Origin of the sequence: Thioalkalivibrio sp. ALgr1, assembly GCF_000378285.1 — a bacterium.
In the GTDB taxonomy this organism is placed as follows: domain Bacteria; phylum Pseudomonadota; class Gammaproteobacteria; order Ectothiorhodospirales; family Ectothiorhodospiraceae; genus Thioalkalivibrio.
This window is the reverse complement of the sequence record NZ_KB905133.1, coordinates 152,531-171,970: the sequence shown is the minus strand read 5'-3', so window position 1 is coordinate 171,970 and position 19,440 is coordinate 152,531. Positions and strand designations below refer to the sequence as shown.

The following is a 19,440-nucleotide window of genomic DNA, read 5'->3' as shown; positions in this document are numbered from 1 at the left end:
ACAGGGACACGAGGGCACAGGCATGGATCGATTCCTCTACATCGCGATGTCCGGCGCGAAGGAGACCATGCACGCGCAGTCGGTCAACAACCACAACCTGGCGAATGCCAATACCGACGGCTTTCGCCAGGCACTGGCCAACGCGAACACCGTCCCCGTGCGGGGTCCGGTATTCGATTCGCGCGACTACGCACAGCTGGGCACCGACGGCACGGACTTCTCCAAGGGCCAGATGCAAAGCACCGGTCGCGATCTGGACATCGCGATCGAGGACCAGGGTTTTATCGCGGTGCAGGGCCCGGACGGCGAGGAAGGCTACACCCGGGCGGGTTCCCTGCATGTGGATGCGTTCGGGCTCTTGCGCACCGCACAGGGGCACCAGGTCCTGGGGGATGGCGGCCCGATCGCGATCCCGCCGTCGGAGAAGATCGAGATCGGCACGGACGGCACGATCAGCGTGCGCCCGCAGGGAGTGGGGCCGGAGGCCCTGGCCGCGATCGAGCGTATCCGCCTGGTGAACCCGGACGTGAATGAACTGGAGCGCGGCGATGACGGCCTGTTCCGCATGGCCGACGGCGGCGAGGCGCCGCCGGATGCTGAGGTGCGGGTGGTCTCGGGCATGCTCGAGGGCAGCAACGTGAATACCGTCGAGGCGCTGACCCGGATGATCGAGCTGTCTCGCCACTTCGAGATGCAGGTAAAGATGATGGACAGCGCCAACACGCTGGAACAAAGCAGCAACCGGCTGCTGGGCCTCGGCTGACGCGGCCCCCATTGCAGGACTGACAGGAGAGCACCATGAACCAGGCACTGTGGATTGCCAAGACCGGCCTCGACGCGCAGCACACGCGCATGTCGACGGTCTCGAACAACCTGGCCAACGTGAATACCACCGGCTTCAAGAAGGACCGTGCGGTGTTCGAGGATCTGATCTACCAGACCGTACGCCAGCCGGGCGCCCAGGCCACCCAGGATCAGCAACTGCCCTCGGGGCTGCAGATCGGTACCGGTGTGCGCGCCGTGTCCACCGAGAAGATGTTTACCCAGGGTAACCTGCAGCAGACCGACAACTCGCTGGATGTCGCGATCGAAGGGCGGGGTTTCTTCCAGGTCCTGATGCCCAATGGGGACATTGGTTACACACGGGACGGCAGCTTCCAGCTCAATGCCGATGGCGAGGTGGTGATGTCGAACGGCTATCCGCTGCAGCCGGGCCTGTTCGTGCCGCCAGATACCCAGTCGCTGGCGATCGGCAAGGATGGGACCGTGACCGCGCAGATCCCGGGGCAGGCCGAACCGGTGGAGCTGGGGAACATCCAGCTGGCGGACTTCGTGAATCCGGCGGGTCTGCAGGCGATGGGCGAGAACCTGTTCCAGGAGACTGCGGCCTCCGGCGTCGCCCAGCAGGCCCAGCCCGGGCTGAACGGTACCGGCACCCTGGTACAGGGCTCGCTGGAGACCTCGAACGTGAACATCGCCGAGGAGCTGGTGAACATGATCGAGACCCAGCGCGCCTACGAGGTCAACTCCAAGGCGATCTCCGCGGCCGACCAGTCGCTGCAGTTCGTCAACCAGACGATCGGGTAGCGCGATGAACCGGCTTGAGACAATGATGCGACCGATCCTGGGCCTGGCGGCCGTGGTGGTGCTGTCCGCGTGCGCCGCGACCCAGCCGACGATGCCCGGGGACAACCCGGACTACAACCCCGTGATGCCGCCGCAACCGGTGCCGCAAGCCCAGAACAATGGCGGCATCTACCAGGTCGCGCAGTCTCAGGGCCTGTTCGAGGACTACAAGGCACGCCAGGTGGGCGACATCCTGACCGTGATCCTGGCCGAGAGCACCCAGGCGCAGAAGTCCGCCTCGACCTCTACGCAAAAGGATTCGAACCTGGATCTCGGCAATCTGCAGGCGTTCGGCGGCGAGGCGACCCACCGTGGCCGTCCGTTGTTCGGTGCCAGCAATACCAGCAGCCGTGACTTCGATGGCTCCGGCGACTCGTCGCAGAGTAACCAGCTGGATGGCGAGATCACCGTGACCGTCGCCGAGGTACTGCCGAACGGCAATCTCGTGGTACAGGGCGAGAAGTGGCTGGGCATCAACCAGGGCGAGGAATACGTGCGCTTTCGCGGCATCGTGCGCCCGGTGGACGTGACGACCAACAACACCGTCCTGTCGACGCAGGTGGCCAATGCGCGGGTCTACTACGGCGGCACGGGTGTGCTGGCCGACAGCAACACGCCCGGGTGGATCACCCGCTTCTTCAATAGCCCCTGGTGGCCGTTCTGAGCGGGAGATCCGAGATGCAACGAACAGGGTACAAGTCGCATCGGCGCAGCATGCGCCGCATCGCAGGGCGCGTGCTGCCCGGTCTGATGGTCGCCATGGGGCTACTGCTGGGCGGAATCGCCGGCGCGCAGGCCCAGACAGCGATCCAGCAGCAGGCGGCGATGCAGGAGCGCACCTACACCGAACGGGTCAAGGACGTGGCCAGTGTCTTCGGCGTGCGCGAGAACCAGCTGGTGGGCTATGGCCTGGTCGTGGGGCTGGACGGTACGGGCGACCAGACCACGCAGACCCCGTTCACCATCCAGAGCCTGAACAACATGCTCGGCCAGCTGGGGCTGACCCCCGAGGCCGGCAACCCACAGTTGCGCAATGTCGCGGCCGTCATGGTTACAGCCGACCTGCCCCCGTTCGCCAAGCCCGGTCAGCGCATCGACGTGACCGTCTCCTCGATGGGGAACGCGACCAGCCTGAGGGGCGGGACCCTGCTGATGACGCCGCTGAAGGGCGCGGACGGGCAGACCTATAGCATCGCCCAGGGCAACCTGGTTGTGGGCGGTTTCGGTGCCGAGGGGCAGGACGGGTCACGGATCACCGTGAACGTCCCAAGTGTCGGGCGTATCCCGAATGGCGCGACGGTCGAGCGCGAGGTGCCGACGGCCTTTGCCCAGGGCGATCACGTGACCCTGAACCTGAACCGTCCGGACTTCACAACGGCCAACCGGCTGGTGGAGACCGTCAACGACACGTTTGGGCCTGGCGTGGCACATGCACTGGACGGATCCTCGGTGCGTGTGCGCGCGCCCCAGAACCCGGACCAGCGCGTGGGTTTTGTCGCCGAGCTGGAGAACCTGCCCATCGAGCGAGGTGCGCCCCCGGCACGGGTGATCGTGAACTCGCGCACCGGGACCGTGGTGATCGGCTCCAGCGTGCAGGTGACCCCGGCGGCGGTCTCTCATGGCAGCCTGACCGTCACCATCAGCGAGGCCCCGCAGGTGGTGCAGCCGCTGCCCTTTGCCGAGGGCGAGACCGCGGTGCAGCCGCAGACGGACATTGCCATCCAGCAGGACGACAGCACCATGTTCCTGTTTGACCCCGGCACCTCGCTGGACGAGATCGTGCGCGCGGTGAACAACGTGGGCGCGGCTCCGGGTGATCTGGTGGCCATCCTCGAGGCCCTGCGCGAGGCGGGCGCCCTGCGCGCGGAGCTGGTGGTCATCTGATGATCTCCTCCGGCCACGATCTCTCCATGCAGGCACGCTCGGCGCTGGCCAGCGACCCGAGCGGCCTGCGTGACCTCGGGCGCGCCGCCCAGGGAGGCGGGGACGAGGCGCTGGAGGCGGTCGCACGCGAGTTCGAGGCGATGCTGATCGGCCAGATGCTCAAGCAGATGCGCGAGGCCTCGCTGGGCGACGGACTGTTCGACAACGAGCAGAGCAAGATGTACCTCGAGATGCAGGACCAGGAATTCGCCAAGGCCATGAGTCAGGGGGACGGGATTGGACTGCGCGAGGTACTGATGCAGCAGCTGTCGCAGCAGAGCCAGCCGCAGGACGGGCAGGGTCTGCGGGATCCCGAGCGGCTGGCGTCCCTGGATCTCCCGCAACGCCGGGGTGACCTGAATTTCCGGCGCCTGTCCGACGAACAACGCGAACTCGAGCCCGTCGCGCCCGTGCGTCCTGCACAAAGCGACACGGGGGCTGGAGCCGGTGAGCTCCAACGGCTGGGCGGTGCGCCGAGCCCGCTGGCGATCGACTGGCCGCCACGCGACCCGTCCGAGTTTGTTGCGACACTGGAACCCCTGGCACGGGAAGCGGCTGCCGACCTGGGCGTGGAGCCCGGCATCCTGCTGGCGCAAAGCGCCCTGGAGACCGGCTGGGGACGGCACGTGCCCTCGCGCGAGAACGGCCAGCCAAGCTTCAACCTGTTCGGCATCAAGGCCGACTCCCGCTGGGAGGGGGATCAGGTCGCCGTGGGTACTCTGGAGTACCGTGATGGCGTGGCCCAGCGCGAGCAGGCACGTTTCCGCGCGTACGCCGATCCGGCGGATTCCTTCGCCGACTACGTCGACTTTATCCGCAACAATCCGCGCTATCACCGCGCCCTTCAGGCTGGCGACGATGTCCAGTACATCCGTGAGCTGCAGGCCGCCGGCTACGCGACCGACCCCGCCTATGCGGACAAGGTGCTGCGGGTACGCGATCAGCTGTCGGGCTTTGTGATTCCCGAACCGACTCAAGCATTGGCCGAGCCGGCCGTTACCCGAAACGAGGGGTAGACCATGTCGCAGACACGTAAATCCAGCTGGGCGAGCCTGACCGGGAGGGGCGGGGTATGAGTGTCTCCGGTATTGGGACCTCCGCGCTGCTGGCGTTTCAGCGCGCGATCGGCACGACCAGCAACAACATCGCCAACTCCGCGACCGAGGGCTACAGCCGTCAGCGCACGGAGCTGGGCAACCTGAACCCGCAGTTCCTGGGTGGCTCGTATCAGGGGCAGGGGGTCGGCGTGGATGCCATCCGGCGCATCTCGGATGACTTCGTCAACACCCAGCTGCGCACCAGCATCTCCGAGCAGTCCAACGCCCAGGCGAAGGCGGATCTCGCCGGACGGATCGACAACCTGCTGGCGGACGAGGCCAGTGGCCTGGCGCCGGTCTTGCAGGGGTTCTTTGATGCCGCCTCCGACGTGGCCAATGATCCGACCTCCAATGCTGCACGCACGGTGTTCCTGACCGAGGCCGAGTCGCTGGCCGAGCGCTTCAAAGCCATCGACGGGCGCCTGGAGGAGCAGCGGCGCATCCTGAATGGGCAGATCGAGACCAACGTCAAGGAGATCAACCAGCTCGCCGAATCGCTGGCGGGCCTCAACCGCGAGATCGTTGCCAAGAGCACCCAGGGCACACCGAACGACCTGCTGGACCAGCGCGACCGTGTGCTGAACCAGCTGGCGGAGAAGATCGACGTCACCACGGTCGAGCAGGACGACGGTGCGCTGAATGTGTTCATCGGCAACGGGCAGGCGCTGGTGCTGGGCGGGACCAACCAGTCGCTGGTGGCCGAATCCTTCTCCGGGGACCCGGGCAAGTTAGAGGTCGGTATTCAGTCGGGCAGCGGGGTAGCGAATGTGACTCGCTTCCTGCAGGGCGGTGAGCTCGGGGGGCTGCTGGAGATTCGCGACTCGGTCATCGACCCCGCGCAGAACACCCTGGGTCAGATCGCCACTCAGTTGGGACAGGCCTTCAACGAGCAGAACGCCCAGGGTCTCGATGCCGATGGCCAGATCGGGGGCGACATCTTCGGGATCGGCGAACCCGCAGTATGGGGACGTTCCAGTAACGCCGAGAGTGGTGTCCCGGGCGTTGAGATCGCTGACCCCGACCGGCTGACCACATCCGACTACCGTCTGCGCGTAAACAGCGACGAGGAGTTCGAACTACTGCGGCTGCCGGGCAATCAGGTGGTGGAGATGGAAGACCTCGGCGACGGTCGCTTCCGAGCCGACGGCATGATCATCGACGTAAACGAGCTCGATAATCCCGATGACCCCACGGAGGGCGACAACTGGCTGATCCAGCCGACCCGCAATGGCGCGCGCGACCTCGAAGTCGTCTTGGATGACCCGGCCGGGATCGCCGCAGCTGCAGCTCTCCCAGAGGCGACTGTTGCCGACGGGGATGACTGGAGCGGTACGGTAGATGCCCTCGAAGTTGCCGACGGGTTTGATCCATCCTTGCTGGACAGCGCGGCCACTATCGTTATCGATAGCGATACTGACGAATACGTGGTCGAGGACGCCGATGGCAACGAGATTGGCCGGGGGGCAGTGAATGGTGGGGATGCGGTCACAATTGAGACTGAGCATGGCTGGTCGATCACGCTCAGCGGTGAGCCCGGTCAGGATGACCAATTGACCATCGGGCTCGACCGCGACCGGCCGGGGGATAACCGCAACATGCTCGAGATGGCTGATCTGTCCGAGGCTCGCACAGTCCAGACAGAAGACGGCGAACGTCGTGTACCCGGCTTTGGTGATTCCTACAACAGCCTGATCGCGAATGTCGGCACGCGCACGCGACAGGCCAATGTGGCGCTGGACTCCGCGAATGCCCAGCTGGAGCAGGCCAAGGCCCAGCGCGAGTCGATCTCGGGCGTGAATCTGGATGAAGAGGCCGCCGACCTGATCCGCTACCAGCAGGCCTATCAGGCCGCCGCCCAGGTGATCCAGGTCAGCAATTCGCTGTTCGACAGCCTGCTGGGCGCGTTCCGCCGTTAAACAGCTGGCAATTCGAGGGAAACCCGATGCGTATCTCCACAACCCAGATCTTCCAGAGCGGGATCAACCAGATCCAGGCGGGCCAGGGCGAACTCAACCGCACCTCGCTGCAGCTGGGCTCCGGCAAGCGCATCCTGTCGCCATCGGACGACCCGAGCGGCGCGACCCAGATCAACCAGTTCGAGCGCATCATCAAGGCGACCAAGCAGTTCCAGCGCAACATGGAGAACACCCAGCCGCGCATGCAGCAACAGGAATCACTGCTGCAGCAGGGCACCGATGCCCTGCAACGTGCGCGCGAGCTGGTCGTCACCGGCAACAACGACAGCCAGACGCGTGAGACCCGCGGGTACCTGGCCGACGAGCTGCGCCAGATCCGCGACGGCCTGCTGGATGTTGCCAACACCAAGGATCCCAATGGCGAATACATTTTCGCTGGCACCAAGTCCCAGAATCAGCCCTTCCGGCAGGATGGCGACGGCGAGATCCGTTACGAAGGGGCTTCGGGTGCGGGGAGTGTGCGCGAGGTGGCCGTTTCGGCCGATCGCAAGATCGCGGTGGGCCATGATGGCGCGGCCGTGTTCATGGATATCCCGGAGAACGATGGCCGTGTCGGTGCCGAGGTCGTCGAGAACAATGGGTCGCTGGTGCTGGAGAAAACTGGCGTCACGAGTGTTTCCGACCTGGATGATCGCGAATACAGCATCTCCTTCGACGAGAACGGCGATGGGGGGCTTGTCTACAGCATTACCTATGTCGACGAGGACGGCGATACTGTTTCGCTGGAAGAGGATGTCCCCTATGTATCGGGCGAGTCCATCGAATTCGCCGGCCGCAGCGTGACCATCAGCGGTACGCCCGAGCCGGGTGACGAGGTGCTATCGCGTCCGGCCGAGAATTTCAGTGTGTTCCAGACGCTGGATCGCATTATCGATGCCCTGGAGCGCAGCGGCGACTCCGCCAGTGCGCGGGCGGATCTGGCCAGCGCCAGCAACACCGCACTGGCGGATCTGGATGCCGTGCTTGGTAACTTCAGCGACAAACGTGCCGAGCTTGGGAGCAAGCTGAAGGCCTTCGACCAGCAAAAGGACCTCAACGAGGACCGGCTGCTGGATCTGGAAAGCGCGGTGTCGCAGATCCGTGATCTGGACTATGCCGAGGCGATCAGCCGCTTCAACCAGCAGCAGGTGGCGCTTCAGGCGGCCCAGCAGACCTATACCCAGGTCAACCGGCTCTCCCTGTTCGACTTCATCTAGGCAGAAGCGCCTGCGCACACGCGTGGGTGTCTGTGCGACCATATTGCGATCCCCATGAAGCGTCCCCCAGGGACGGAACCGCGCAATGGCCAAATACAAAGAACCCTCCGCACCGATCCAGTACCGCTCCACGGGGCGGCCCCCGCGCTATCTGATCGTCCTGCTGGTGCTGGCGGTCATCTGGGCGGCGTTCTGGGGCGTGGTGATGCTGCAGTCCGGCGAGCCGAAGCCCGTGACCCTGAGCGAGCAGGAGCAGGTGGAGCTCGAGGCCAAGCTGCAGGCGATCTCTGCACCCGATGCACCGCGCCCCGATCAGGCCCCCAGTGAGCCGATCATCGACCTCGAGGCGGAAGCGGAGCCGCTGATCCCCGAACTCTACGAAGAGACCGACGAGGCGCGGATCGTCCAGTTCAGCGAACGCGAGCTGAATGCCCTGATCGCGCGCGATCCGGACCTGGCCGGCCGGGTGGCGGTCCGCCTGACGCCGGGGCAGGTGAGCACGCGCGTGCGCATCGACGTGCCGGCGGATGTGCCGCTGATGGGCGGGCGTGTGCTGAACGTGCGCTCCGGTGTGCGCTTCGAGACCGAAGGCGAGGAACTGCGAGCTCGGCTCGTCGGTGTGTCCGTCGCCGGCATCCCCCTGCCGGATGCGTGGCTGGGCGGCCTGAAAGACGAGGACCTGCTGGCGCTGGAGCCCTTCCAGCACCTGCGCGCGGGGATCGAGAGCATCGATGTGCGCGAAGGGGAGCTGGCCCTGCATCTCGCACGCTAGCCAGCTCCTGTAGATTGACTACGGGTCGACGCGCAGCGTCTCGCCCCCCAGCGCTTCGACTTTGGCGCGCACGGTGACGGAAACCGTGGACGTCCCGGCCTCCAGTGCAGGCTGGCTGGCGGCTTCGTCCATCGCGCGCATCGCCATCATCGGCTGCGGGCGGTCATAGCCGCTGTCGACGAGCTCGACTTCCACGGGGCGCAGATGGGTAGCCCCCAGGGAACGTGCCATCGCGCGGGCCTGTTCCTTCCAGTCGTGCATGGCGGCCTCCAGCAAGGCCTTGCGGTGCTCCTGCTGTGTCTCGCGGCTGAGCGAGAAGCGGATCTGGCCCACGGTGAGTTCGTCTCCCTGGAGGGCCCCGACCAGCTCGGTCAGGGTCTCGAAGTCGCTACTGACGAGTTCCAGGGTCTGCTGGACCTGCCAGGCTGTGATCTGGCCAGGTTTGTCGCGGTCGTGGATGGCCTGTGTCGTGTAGCTGCGGGTCGACGCCTCGACCGCGTCGTAGTCTTCCGCGCGAGCCAGGGCCTGTTCCATGCGGCGGTTGACCGTGTCTGCGGCGTCCCGTGCGTCCGGGGCACGGGCCTGGGCCTGCATCTGGACCGTCATGCGGTCATGCTCCACCTGCTGCTCGGCATGGCCGGAGAGCATCAGTGTGGTGTTTCCATCGGCGCTGGCCAGGGCCGGGATCAGCAGCAGGGCGCTAAGCCAGAGGCATGCAACAAGGGGACGCAGGGATAGGGTGCGGCTCATGGGATGTTATCCGGTGGGGTCAGGGTTCCATCGTACGTGCGACGCGCACGCCGGCAAAGACATGGCGTTTCTCCGGGGTGAAGAAATTGCGCATGCTCGGGCGTTTCAGCAGCGGATCGCTCCAGTCGCTGCCGCCGCGCAGGACGTAATGCTGGCCGTCAAACCACGGGGCCGAGTATTCGTTGTAGGGGAACGGGCGGAATCCGGGATACGGTGCGAACGGATTTCCGCACCACTCCCATACTCGGCCGGTGCCTCGCAGCGATCCCTCGCGCTGAGCATGTTCCCATTCGTGTTCGTGGGGCAGCCGGGCGCCGGCCCAGCGGGCGAAGGCCTCGGCCTCGAAGCGGGATACGCCCACCACCGGGGCATCGGCGTTGCGCTGTACCGTTCCCTCCGGCAGAACCTGCAGGCCAATGTCGGTCCCGGACCCGCGCCACCCGAGTGGGGCCCGGATGTCGTGGGCGTTGCGCCAGTCCCACCCCTCGCGGCTCCATAGTTCGGGGCGGTGATAGCCGGCCTCCTGCATGAAGGCCTGCCATTCCCCGTTGGTGACAGGGTCGCGCCGGATGGCAAAGGGCGCGAGTTCCTTCCCGTGAACGCCCTTTTCATTGTCGAAGACCTGTACGTCGTCGCTGCCTACGGTGGTGTGCACGGCATCCCATTCGAGCCAGGATTGCGAGGTGATCTCGGGCGCCTGCAGGCGGGGTTCCGAGTGGCCGGGCTCAGGCCCCTGAAGGCGGGCAAACCAGCGCACCTGAGCCAGGGTCTCCAGGTGCATCGCGTGGTGCTGGGCAAGGAACCCCGTCAGGTACTCGTCAGCCATCAGCGGGTGGTCGAGGATCTCGGCGTTACGCGCAAGCCAATCGCGATGCCGGAACTGGAGCTCGCGTCCCCATTGAGTGAGTCGATCGAGCGCGGGGAGGCGTCCACCCCGGCGCCATTTGGGGCTGAGTTCCGGGAAATAGAGGTCATGCCAGTCCCGCGTGCGGGGTGGTGGGTGCCCGAGAATACGTTCGCGCAGCCAGACGGCCTCGATGAAGTGGCAGTGGGCGTAGTGCCAGCCGATCGGGCTAAGGTCCGGGTGATACTGGTTACGCCAGATTTCGGCGGGTGTGCTTTCCAGTGCAGTGTTCAAGCGCTCGTGCTGACGGGCCAGGTCGTCCAGCAAGGACGAAGAAGAGACGAGGCTTGCTGGAGGGTCGAATGCTGGGGTGCTCATATCCGAGTGGAAAGGCTAGAGCGCAAGGAGTTCCGGTGGCTCGTCAGGATCCAGGATCAGGATGTGCCCTGAAGGGACGGGGCGCCAGCGCTCGCGGTCCGTCAGCGGCTCGGAGGCGACGATCACCGAGTCCTCGGGGAAGTCGTCATCGTCGGACGTGTAGTACAGGCTGGGGCAGGGGCTGTTGATCGCATGGCGGCTGGCGACCAGACGGCGCCCGTCGGACAGGAGGACGTTGAGCAGGGCCATTTCGTCGCCGAGCCAGGTTTCCAGTGTTGAAAAGGCCTCGCCCAGGGCGCCTTCCAGTGTGGCGTTCTCGTCATCCGCCAGGAACTGGCGGACCAGGGCAAACAGGTATTCAGAATCCGTGGTGCCCTGGATGCCCGCCTCGATCTCGGGCGTCAGCAGGTTCTCGATCTGGCGGCGGATCTGCGGCCGGAAGCCGCCAATGAGTCCATTGTGGCTGTAGAGCAGCCCGTCGATGGCGAACGGCTGGGCATTGACGGTGTCGCCCCCGAACCCGGGGGTCGCGCTGCGGATGGCGGAGATCCACAGCGGTTCTTCCAGTGTTTCGGCGAGTGCTTGCAGGTTCGGGTCCTGCCACAGGGGGTCGGCACGCCGATAGCAGCGCGCGGTGCCGTCCTCGCTGAACCAGCCAAAGCCGAACCCATCCGCATTGACGCGGGCGTAAACCAGCTCCTGCGGGGCAATCGCCTGCTCGATCAGATTGTGCGGTGGGTCCAGCAGTATCCGCCTGAGTGCCAGTGGCGGGCCGAGATAGGCAAGATGGCGACACATTGGCGCGGACTCGCGGTTGGGAGGTCGGGAGTTTCATGGTAGCGTGCCGGGAACCCCGAAGCACGGATGTGCCCATGAATCCCGAGAGTCCTGCCATGTCGCTCCCGGAGCGCTATACCCGTCATGTGGTGCAGGTGCGCGATCCCCATGCGGAGTTGGTAGCGGACTTTTGCAAGGGCATGCTGGAGGCGCCGCGCTGGCTGCCGCCAAAGTACTTCTACGATGCCCGTGGCTCGCAGCTTTTCGATGCCATTTGCGACACGCCCGAGTATTACCCCACTCGACTTGAATCGGCCCTGCTGGAGTCCCGAGCGACCGAGATCGTCGAGACCTCGGGTGCCCATACGTTGATCGAGCTCGGCAGTGGGACCTCGCGCAAGACCGAGTACCTGATCGCTGCGTTGAACGAGCGCGTCGACGATCCGTATTACGTCGCCAATGATGTCTGTGGAGAGATCCTCGACGAGGCGGCCGAGCGACTGCTGGGACGATTCCCGACGCTCGTGATCGAGGCCCTGTGCGGTGACTATCTCGCCGCGCTTTCGGCTCTGCCGACGCTGACACCTGTCCCAATAGCCCCGCGCCTGTTCACCTTTCTCGGCGGCAGCCTGGGTAATTTCGAGGACGCGGAGGCGATCGCACTGCTGTCGCAGATTCGCGCCGCCATGGGCGCGGAGGATCGGCTCCTGCTCGGGCTGGATCGGGTCAAGGCTATTCCCGTGCTGGAGGCGGCCTACAACGACGCGGCCGGTGTGACGGCGGCGTTCAATCTGAACCTGCTGTCCGTCCTCAATCGCGAGTTGGGAGCCGATTTTGATCCCGATGGTTTCCGCCATCGCGCCCCGTTCGTCGAGGCGCATTCACGTATCGAGATGCACCTGGTCGCCCAGGGTGATCAGACCGTCCAGGTCTCCGAACCCGCGACCACCCTGCAGTTCGCCGATGGCGAGTCCATTCGCACCGAGATCTCGCGCAAGTTTACGCGCCCGATGGTGCAGCAACTGCTGTCCGGCGCCGGACTGGCACAGGTGGCGGAGTGGTCGGCGCCGGATGAGGCCTACAGCCTGTTCCTGCTGGCCCCGGGAGGCGCACAGGCATGAGCCGGAGCCCGCGTCTCGTGCTGGTCCGCCACGCCCAGGCGGGCAACGCAGGGGAGTGGGAAGGTGCCGATCGGGATCGGCCGTTGAGCGAGGCCGGCCAGGTGAGCGCTCGGCGCATGGCCGCCTCGTTGACCGGTTTGTTTTCCGGGCATGTGGAACTGCTAACCAGCCCTTACCTGCGTGCGCGTCAAACGGCGTCACCCATCGCCGAAGGACTGGGCGTCCCGGTGCGCCAGAAGAAATGGCTGGCACCCGGACAGGTGGCCGGCGTGGAACTGGAGGCCCTGGCGGCGCGCCTGCCGGCCGACGGCAGTCTGGTGGTGGTCGGCCATGAGCCGGACCTCTCTTCGCTGGCCGGGCGCCTGATGGGCTGCCCGGCGGGAGCTTCCGGGGTACATATGGGCAAGGGTTCGGTCTGCGCCCTGGGAGGCGGCCTGCCCGGTCCCATGCAATTGCTCTGGCTGTTGCCCCGACGGGTGCTGGAGGGTCTCTCGGGAGAATACGGGTAGATGGCGATGGACGGACAGGGCGAGACTGTCGCGGCGGTCGATCTGGGTTCCAACAGCTTTCACATGATCGTGGCCCGGCGTCATGACGGTGAGGTCCTGAAGATGGACCGGCTGAAGGAAACGGTGCGACTGGCCAGTGGTCTGGATGCCCGCGGTCGCCTGGATGCAACCGTCGAACGCCGCGCACTGGACTGCCTCGAGCGATTCGGCCAGCGACTGCGCCAGCTACGCCAGGGCAGTGTGCGCGTCGTGGGCACCAATACCCTGCGCCAGATGGCCGACAGTCACCGTTTTCTGGCCGCTGCGGAGCGGGCCCTCGGGCATCCAGTGGAGATTATTGCCGGGCGCGAGGAGGCCCGGCTGATCTATCTGGGCGTGGCCCACACGCTCGCGGATGACGAGGGGCGGCGGCTGGTGATGGACATCGGCGGTGGCAGCACCGAATTCATCATTGGCGAGCGCTTCCGGCCCATCCTCGCCGAGAGCCTGGAGATGGGCTGTGTGACCTTCACCCAGAGGCACTTCTCCGATGGCCGCCTGACACCCCGGGCGTTTGCCGCCGCCGAGCTGCATGCCGGCCAGGAGCTGCAGCCGATCGCCTCCATCTATCGCGAGGCCGGGTGGGACCAGGCGCTGGGGGCCTCCGGCACGATCCTGGCACTGGACCGTATTGTGCGCGAGACCGGCATCGACGAGGCACCGGGCATGACACTTGACGCGTTGCGCACCCTGCGCCAACGCATGATCGAGGTTGGGCGTCTGGACAAGCTGGAGCTGCCAGGGCTGGCCGAGGACCGGGTGCCGGTGATTGCGGGCGGGCTGGCGGTGCTGATCGGGGCGTTCGAGGCGCTGGGGATCAAGCGGCTGCATCCTTCCGATGGCGCGTTGCGCGAGGGAGTGATCCACGATCTGCTGGGACGCTTTCGGCACGAGGATGTCCGTGGCCTGACGATTGAAAACCTGCGCCGCCGTTTTGCCGTCGACGAGGCCCAGGCCGCGCGGGTACAGGCCATGGCCGCGCGACTGCTGGGGGCCGTCCGGGCCCGCTGGGGGCTGGACGAGAACGACGGCGAGCGCCTGGACTGGGCGGCTGAGCTGCACGAGGTGGGACTGGCGCTCGCGCACAGCAAGTACCACAAGCACGGCGAATACATCCTCAACTGGGCCGATCTGCCGGGGTTCTCGCAGCCCGAGCAGCACGAGCTGGCGCTGCTGGTGCGCCTGCACCGCCGCGCGTTCAAGCCGAAGCTGCTCAATGACGTACGTCAGGCCCGGGTCGAGCCCCTGCTGCGTCTGGCCAGTCTGCTGCGACTGGCGGTGCTGCTGCATCGCGCGCGTGCGCCGGAGCCCCCGCCGTTGGAGCGGATCGAGGCGCGCGAGCGCGGGCTGGTGCTGGGCTTTGCCGCTGGCTGGCTGGATGCGCATCCGCTCACGCGGGCCGATCTGGAGGAGGAGGCCGGGCAGTGGGCGCGCCACGACCTGGAGCTGGTCGTCAGCTAGCGAGCGTCTTGAGCAACTGTTGCTGTGCCGAATGGGGCGGCTCGTCGGCAACCGGTTGGACCCGCTGATAACTCCCGTCGACCTGCAGGGCCCATGCGCTGGCGGTATCCCGCAGGTAGTTGAACAGACACTCCTCCGCGACACGGTCGCGCATGGCGGTATCGCGGATCGGAAAGGCGACCTCCACCCGTCGGAAGAAATTGCGGGGCATCCAGTCGGCGCTGGACAGATACAGCTCGGGCTCGCCCCCGTTCTCGAAATAGAACACCCGCGAGTGCTCGAGAAACCGGCCGAGCACCGAGCGCACTTCGATGTTCTCGGAGATGCCCGGCACGCCCGGGCGCAGGCTGCAGATGCCGCGCACGATCAGCTGAATCTTCACGCCCGCCTGCGATGCGCGATAAAGCGCCTGGATGATGCCGGTCTCGTTCAGCGAGTTCATGCGTGCGACGATCCGCGCAGGCCGGCCTTCGCGGGCGTTCTCGGCCTCGCGTTCGATCTTCTCGCACATCGCATCGTGCAGACGGAAAGGCGCCTGGATCAGCTCGCGCAGGCGTTCCACCTTGCCAAGGCCCGTGAGCTGCTGAAACACGCGATGGACGTCCTCGGTGACTACTGGATCGGCCGTCAGCAGGCCGTAATCGGTATAGGCCTTGGCGGTGCCCGAGTGGTAGTTGCCCGTGCCCAGGTGGGCGTAGCGCACGAGCTTGTCGCCGTTACGGCGCACCACCAGGGCGAGCTTTGCGTGGGTCTTGTAGCCGACCACGCCATAGGTCACATGCACGCCCGCATCCTGCATGCGGTTGGCCAGCTCGATGTTGTCGGCCTCGTCGAAGCGGGCGCGCAGCTCGATGACCACGGTCACTTCCTTGCCCGATTGCGCGGCCTCGATCAGCGTTTCCACCAGTGGCGACTGGGTGCCCGTGCGATAAAGCGTCTGCTTGATCGCCAGGACGCGCGGGTCGCTGGCGGCCTGGCGCAGGAAATCCACCACCGGCATGAACGACTGGTAGGGGTGGTGCAGCAGCAGGTCCTGCTGGCGGATGGCCGCGAAGATGCTTTCACCGCTGGCATCCGTGCGCGGCAGGGCGGGGATGAACGGGGGAAACTTGAGGTCGGGTCGGTCGACCAGGTCGTACACGGCCATCATCCGGTTCAGGTTGACCAGACCGGTGACCTGGTAGAGGTCGTCTGCCTCCAGATGAAATTCCTGCAGCAGGAACTGCGCGACTTCTTCCGGGCAGTTGTCCGCGACCTCCAGGCGAACGCCCGCGCCGTAGTTGCGCTGGGGTAGTTCGCCTTCCAGCGCGTTCAGCAGGTCGTCGATCTCCTCTTCCTGAACGAACAGATCAGAGTTGCGGGTCAGCCGGAACTGGTAGCAGCCGGTGACCTTCATGCCCTTGAACAGCTCGCCGACATGGGCGTGCAGGATGGACGACAGCAGCACGAAATCGGAATCGCCGCTGGCCACCTCGCGCGGGAGTTTCACCAGACGCGGGAGGGAGCGTGGTGCCTGGACCACCGCGCGCCCGGATTCCCGCCCGAATGCGTCCTTGCCCTTGAGCGTGACGATGAAGTTCAGGCTTTTGTTCAGGATGCGCGGAAACGGGTGCGCGGGGTCGAGCCCGATCGGGCTGAGGACGGGCTGCAGCTGCTCGTGAAAAAACTGGCGTACCCAGGCCTTCTGCTGCTCGCTCCAGTGCGAGCGCCGCACGAAATGGATGCCTTCCTCGGCCAGCGCCGGGATCAGTTCGTCGTTGAGCGCGCGATACTGATTGTCGACCAGGGCGTGGGCCCGGGGCGCGATCAGGCGCAGCTGTTCCGCCGCGGACAGGCCGTCCGGCCCCGGCGCCTGGACGTTCAGGTCGAGCTGCTGGCGCAGCGAGCCCACGCGGACCTCGAAGAACTCGTCGAGGTTGGTGGACGAGATGCTCAGGTAGCGCAACCGCTCCAGCAGGGGAAAGCCCGGGTCGCGTGCCAGTTCCAGCACGCGCCGGTTGAATTCCAGCAGTGACAGCTCGCGGTTGAGGAAGAGCTCGGTATCGGTCACGTCGGCATCCGGCATGCACGACTCGGGGCAAGGGTGGGGCCCCGAGTGTAGGTGTGCATTATGTCAGTTTCGTGACAGGTCCTGTTCTGGATCAGCTGCCGCGGGTCAGCAGGAACTCCATCAGGGCCTTCTGCGCGTGCAGCCGGTTTTCCGCCTCGTCCCAGACCACGCTTTGTGGGCCTTCGAGGACCTCGGTGGAGACCTCTTCCTCGCGGTGCGCGGGCAGGCAGTGCATGAACAGGGCGTCGTCGTTGGCCAGACGCATCAGGTCGGCGTCCACGAAGAACCCGGCAAAGGCCCGGCGGCGGGCGCTCTTTTCCTGCTCCTGCCCCATGCTGGCCCAGACGTCGGTGACGACGAGGTCGGCACCCTCGGCCGCCGCGCGCGCATCGCGGGTCAGTTCGAAATGGTCGCGCGTGGCATCCACGACGTCCTCTTCCGGGTCGTAGCCCTCGGGACAGGCCGCCACCAGATGGAAGTCCAGCAGGTGCGCGGCATACATGTAGCTGTGGCACATGTTGTTGCCGTCGCCAATCCAGGCCACGCGCTTGCCCCGGATGTCGCCCCGGTGTTCGAGATAGGTCTGCAGGTCAGCCAGCAGCTGCGCGGGGTGCTCCCGGTCGGTCAGGCCATTGATCACGGGGACCGAGGAGTGCTGGGCGAACAGTTCGATCTTCTCGTGTTCGTAGGTGCGGATCATCACGCAGTCCACCATGCGCGAGAGCACACGGGCCGTGTCCTCGATCGGCTCGCCGCGGCCCAGCTGGGTGTCGCGCGGGGACAGGAACAGGGCGTTGCCGCCCAGTTGCTGCATGCCGACCTCGAACGAGACACGCGTGCGGGTCGAGGACTTCTCGAAGATCATCCCCAGCGTCTTGCCGCGCAGGATGTCGTCGTGGTGCTCGCCCGCGTGAGTCTGGCGCTTCAGTTCGACGGCACGTTCGAGCAGGGCGCGTGTCTCGTCTGCGGACAGGTCGTGGAACGACAGGTAATGGCGGGGCTTCATGCCTGGGCCTCCCGGGAATCTTCGGATACGAGCAGGGTGTCGACCAGATCGGCCACGGTGCTGGCGATCTGGTCGACCTGGGCGTCGTCCACGATCAGTGGTGGCAGTAGCCGGATCACCCGCTGCGCGGTCACGTTGAGGATCAGCCCTGCGTCGAGGGCGGCCTGAACCAGTGTTCCGGCCGGGCGATCCAGCTCGATGCCGATCATCAGCCCGCGTCCGCGCACGGCGACCACCCCCGGTTTGTCCTCGAGCCGGTCAGCCAGGCGGCGGCGGAGGATCTCGCCTTGTCGCCCCGCTTCCTCGCACAGGCCCTCGTCCTGCATCACGTCCAGCACGGCCAGGGCCGCCCGGCAGACCAGGGGATTGCCACCGAAGGTGGTGCCGTGGGTGCCGGGGGTGAACAGGCCGGATGCGCGTCCGGCTACCAGGTTTGCCCCGATCGGGATGCCGTTGCCCAGGCCTTTTGCGAGTGATATCACATCGGGCGTGATGCCTTCATGCTGGAAGGCGAACCAGTGTCCGGTGCGGCCGATCCCGGCCTGGATCTCGTCCAGCATCAGCAGCCAGTCGTGCTGGTCAGCCAGTTCGCGCAGGCGCCGCAGGTATCCGGGCGGGGGTACGTGGATGCCGCCTTCACCGGTGATGGGTTCGACCAGGATGGCGACCACGTCCGGATCGTTGCTCAGGGCCGCGACGGCCTCGGCATCGCCATGGGGGACGTGCACGAAGCCCTCGACAAGGGGTTCGAATCCGGCATGGATCTTTTCGTTGCCGGTGGCCGACAGCGTCGCGAGCGTGCGCCCGTGGAAGCTGCCGTGCATCACGATGACCTTCGGCTTCGCGATGCCGCGGCGGCGGGCATGCAGCCGGGCCAGCTTGATGGCCGCTTCGTTGGCCTCGGCGCCAGAGTTGCAGAAAAAGGCCTGCTCCATCTGTGCCAGCGCGCACAGGCGTCGCGCGAGCTGTTCCTGCAAGGGGATGCGGAACAGGTTCGATGTATGTACCAGCGTCTGAGCCTGATCGCAGATCGCATGCGCCACTTTCGGGTGGGCGTGTCCAAGGCCGCAGACCGCGATGCCGGACAGGGCATCGAGGTAGCGTTTGCCCTCGGTATCCCAGAGCCAGGCGCCTTCCCCCCGTTCGAAGGCAACCGGCAGCCGGCTGTAGGTATTCTGCAGGACATCACTCATTAGCAAAGCTCTCCCAAATGAAGAAGCCGGCGAGCGAGCCGCCGGCTTCTGCCCAGGGTGCCGCACTGGGGCGGCCCCCAATCGCGTTATCGCGACTTATTTCATCTGCTGGGCGACAAAATCCCAGTTCACCACGCTCCAGAAGTTCTCCAGATACTTCGGGCGCGCATTGCGGTAGTCGATGTAGTAGGCATGTTCCCAGACATCGCAGGTCAGCAGCGGGGTCTTGCCATCACGCATCGGATTGGCCGCGTTGGAGGTGTTGACGATCTCCACCGAGCCGTCGCTATTCTGCACCAGCCAGGTCCAGCCGGAGCCGAAATTGGCGACCGCGGCCTCGTTGAACTTCTCCTTGAAGCCATCAAACGAGCCAAAGGCGCTGTTGATCGCGTCGGCCACCTTGCCGGACGGCTCGCCGCCGGCGTCCGGGCCCATGCAGTTGAAGTAGAAGGTGTGGTTCCAGACCTGGGCGCCGTTGTTGAAGATGCCGCCGGCCGGGGCCTTCTTGATGATGTCCTCCAGCGAGGCATTCTCGAACTCGGAGCCGGGCAGCAGGCCATTCAGCTTGGTCACGTAGGTCGCGTGGTGCTTGTCGTGATGGTATTCCAGCGTCTCGGCGGAGATGTGCGGCTCCAGCGCGTTCTTGGCATAGGGCAGATCGGGCAGTTCGTAGGCCATGAAAGACTCCTTGTAAGAAAACATGCGAGACTGCGGCTGGCCGA

Annotated in this window: 18 protein-coding genes; 11 read left to right on the top strand and 7 right to left on the bottom strand. The window is 65.8% G+C overall.

Annotated features, from left to right (window positions below):
- Positions 1 to 22: 22 nt before the first annotated feature.
- From flgF to F466_RS0105130, 8 genes are all read left to right on the top strand, one after another.
- Positions 23 to 763 carry a flagellar basal-body rod protein FlgF gene (flgF, locus tag F466_RS0105165; protein ID WP_018139143.1) on the top strand — a complete coding sequence of 247 codons (741 nt, stop codon included), beginning with the start codon at positions 23 to 25 and terminating at the stop codon, positions 761 to 763.
- Positions 764 to 798: 35 nt separating this feature from the next.
- Entirely contained in the window at positions 799 to 1,587 is a 789-nt protein-coding gene (gene flgG, locus F466_RS0105160; protein WP_018139142.1) for a flagellar basal-body rod protein FlgG, read from the top strand.
- A 4-nt stretch (positions 1,588 to 1,591) separates the two neighbouring features.
- Positions 1,592 to 2,290, top strand: coding sequence for a flagellar basal body L-ring protein FlgH (gene flgH / locus F466_RS0105155; protein ID WP_026296415.1), 699 nt, complete (start codon positions 1,592 to 1,594; stop codon positions 2,288 to 2,290).
- Positions 2,291 to 2,376: 86 nt separating this feature from the next.
- On the top strand, positions 2,377 to 3,510 hold the full coding sequence (locus tag F466_RS0105150) for a flagellar basal body P-ring protein FlgI (RefSeq protein ID WP_369699445.1): 1,134 nt from the start codon (positions 2,377 to 2,379) through the stop codon (positions 3,508 to 3,510).
- Entirely contained in the window at positions 3,510 to 4,565 is a 1,056-nt protein-coding gene (gene flgJ, locus F466_RS0105145) for a flagellar assembly peptidoglycan hydrolase FlgJ (protein ID WP_018993597.1), read from the top strand. Before F466_RS0105150 ends, flgJ begins: the two co-directional genes overlap by 1 nt.
- A gap of 56 nt (positions 4,566 to 4,621) precedes the next feature.
- Positions 4,622 to 6,562, top strand: a complete 1,941-nt coding sequence (gene flgK / locus F466_RS0105140) for a flagellar hook-associated protein FlgK (RefSeq protein WP_018993596.1) — start codon at positions 4,622 to 4,624, stop codon at positions 6,560 to 6,562.
- Between the two features lie 26 nt (positions 6,563 to 6,588).
- Positions 6,589 to 7,818, top strand: coding sequence for a flagellar hook-associated protein FlgL (gene flgL, locus F466_RS0105135; RefSeq protein ID WP_018993595.1), 1,230 nt, complete (start codon positions 6,589 to 6,591; stop codon positions 7,816 to 7,818).
- 85 nt (positions 7,819 to 7,903) lie between these two features.
- On the top strand, positions 7,904 to 8,590 hold the full coding sequence (locus tag F466_RS0105130; RefSeq protein WP_018174476.1) for a hypothetical protein: 687 nt from the start codon (positions 7,904 to 7,906) through the stop codon (positions 8,588 to 8,590).
- 18 nt (positions 8,591 to 8,608) lie between these two features.
- On the opposite strand, the gene F466_RS0105125 is transcribed toward F466_RS0105130, so the two are convergent.
- The 3 genes from F466_RS0105125 to egtC form a co-directional block, all read right to left on the bottom strand.
- Positions 8,609 to 9,340 carry an SIMPL domain-containing protein gene (locus tag F466_RS0105125; protein ID WP_018993594.1) on the bottom strand — a complete coding sequence of 244 codons (732 nt, stop codon included), beginning with the start codon at positions 9,338 to 9,340 and terminating at the stop codon, positions 8,609 to 8,611.
- 19 nt (positions 9,341 to 9,359) lie between these two features.
- A complete protein-coding gene (locus F466_RS0105120; protein ID WP_018993593.1) occupies positions 9,360 to 10,511 on the bottom strand; it encodes an SUMF1/EgtB/PvdO family nonheme iron enzyme in 1,152 nt (383 codons plus the stop codon).
- A gap of 66 nt (positions 10,512 to 10,577) precedes the next feature.
- A complete protein-coding gene (gene egtC / locus F466_RS0105115) occupies positions 10,578 to 11,360 on the bottom strand; it encodes an ergothioneine biosynthesis protein EgtC (protein ID WP_018139133.1) in 783 nt (260 codons plus the stop codon).
- A 74-nt stretch (positions 11,361 to 11,434) separates the two neighbouring features.
- Between egtC and egtD the strand changes: the two genes are divergently transcribed.
- The 3 genes from egtD to F466_RS0105100 are packed head-to-tail and all read left to right on the top strand — an operon-like array spanning position 11,435 to position 14,469.
- Positions 11,435 to 12,460, top strand: coding sequence for an L-histidine N(alpha)-methyltransferase (gene egtD / locus F466_RS0105110; RefSeq protein WP_018649361.1), 1,026 nt, complete (start codon positions 11,435 to 11,437; stop codon positions 12,458 to 12,460).
- Between the two features lie 17 nt (positions 12,461 to 12,477).
- Positions 12,478 to 12,969 (top strand): histidine phosphatase family protein, encoded by a 492-nt coding sequence (locus tag F466_RS0105105; RefSeq protein ID WP_018993592.1) that lies wholly within the window; start codon positions 12,478 to 12,480, stop codon positions 12,967 to 12,969.
- A complete protein-coding gene (locus F466_RS0105100; protein WP_018993591.1) occupies positions 12,970 to 14,469 on the top strand; it encodes an exopolyphosphatase in 1,500 nt (499 codons plus the stop codon).
- On the opposite strand, the gene ppk1 is transcribed toward F466_RS0105100, so the two are convergent.
- The 4 genes from ppk1 to F466_RS0105080 form a co-directional block, all read right to left on the bottom strand.
- Positions 14,462 to 16,534, bottom strand: coding sequence for a polyphosphate kinase 1 (ppk1, locus tag F466_RS0105095; RefSeq protein ID WP_018174483.1), 2,073 nt, complete (start codon positions 16,532 to 16,534; stop codon positions 14,462 to 14,464). The genes F466_RS0105100 and ppk1 overlap by 8 nt on opposite strands.
- Positions 16,535 to 16,610: 76 nt before the next feature.
- Positions 16,611 to 17,525, bottom strand: coding sequence for an ornithine carbamoyltransferase (gene argF, locus F466_RS0105090; RefSeq protein ID WP_018174484.1), 915 nt, complete (start codon positions 17,523 to 17,525; stop codon positions 16,611 to 16,613).
- The gene (locus tag F466_RS0105085) at positions 17,522 to 18,718 is read right to left on the bottom strand and encodes an acetylornithine transaminase (protein WP_018139127.1); all 1,197 of its coding nucleotides are present in this window, start codon (positions 18,716 to 18,718) and stop codon (positions 17,522 to 17,524) included. The genes argF and F466_RS0105085 overlap by 4 nt, the downstream gene beginning before the upstream one ends.
- A gap of 96 nt (positions 18,719 to 18,814) precedes the next feature.
- Positions 18,815 to 19,396: a superoxide dismutase gene (locus tag F466_RS0105080; RefSeq protein ID WP_018174486.1), complete on the bottom strand. Its 582-nt coding sequence runs from the start codon at positions 19,394 to 19,396 to the stop codon at positions 18,815 to 18,817.
- Positions 19,397 to 19,440: the final 44 nt, after the last annotated feature.

What these genes read in the sequence shown, in the direction of transcription:
- flgF (WP_018139143.1), top strand. Translation starts at nt 23, where the DNA reads ATGGATCGATTCCTCTACATCGCGATGTCCGGCGCGAAGGAGACCATG.
- flgG (WP_018139142.1), top strand. Translation starts at nt 799, where the DNA reads ATGAACCAGGCACTGTGGATTGCCAAGACCGGCCTCGACGCGCAGCAC.
- flgH (WP_026296415.1), top strand. Translation starts at nt 1,592, where the DNA reads ATGAACCGGCTTGAGACAATGATGCGACCGATCCTGGGCCTGGCGGCC.
- F466_RS0105150 (WP_369699445.1), top strand. Translation starts at nt 2,377, where the DNA reads ATGGTCGCCATGGGGCTACTGCTGGGCGGAATCGCCGGCGCGCAGGCC.
- flgJ (WP_018993597.1), top strand. Translation starts at nt 3,510, where the DNA reads ATGATCTCCTCCGGCCACGATCTCTCCATGCAGGCACGCTCGGCGCTG.
- flgK (WP_018993596.1), top strand. Translation starts at nt 4,622, where the DNA reads ATGAGTGTCTCCGGTATTGGGACCTCCGCGCTGCTGGCGTTTCAGCGC.
- flgL (WP_018993595.1), top strand. Translation starts at nt 6,589, where the DNA reads ATGCGTATCTCCACAACCCAGATCTTCCAGAGCGGGATCAACCAGATC.
- F466_RS0105130 (WP_018174476.1), top strand. Translation starts at nt 7,904, where the DNA reads ATGGCCAAATACAAAGAACCCTCCGCACCGATCCAGTACCGCTCCACG.
- F466_RS0105125 (WP_018993594.1), bottom strand. Translation starts at nt 9,340, where the DNA reads ATGAGCCGCACCCTATCCCTGCGTCCCCTTGTTGCATGCCTCTGGCTT.
- egtC (WP_018139133.1), bottom strand. Translation starts at nt 11,360, where the DNA reads ATGTGTCGCCATCTTGCCTATCTCGGCCCGCCACTGGCACTCAGGCGG.
- egtD (WP_018649361.1), top strand. Translation starts at nt 11,435, where the DNA reads ATGAATCCCGAGAGTCCTGCCATGTCGCTCCCGGAGCGCTATACCCGT.
- F466_RS0105100 (WP_018993591.1), top strand. Translation starts at nt 12,970, where the DNA reads ATGGCGATGGACGGACAGGGCGAGACTGTCGCGGCGGTCGATCTGGGT.
- ppk1 (WP_018174483.1), bottom strand. Translation starts at nt 16,534, where the DNA reads ATGCCGGATGCCGACGTGACCGATACCGAGCTCTTCCTCAACCGCGAG.
- argF (WP_018174484.1), bottom strand. Translation starts at nt 17,525, where the DNA reads ATGAAGCCCCGCCATTACCTGTCGTTCCACGACCTGTCCGCAGACGAG.
- F466_RS0105085 (WP_018139127.1), bottom strand. Translation starts at nt 18,718, where the DNA reads ATGAGTGATGTCCTGCAGAATACCTACAGCCGGCTGCCGGTTGCCTTC.
- F466_RS0105080 (WP_018174486.1), bottom strand. Translation starts at nt 19,396, where the DNA reads ATGGCCTACGAACTGCCCGATCTGCCCTATGCCAAGAACGCGCTGGAG.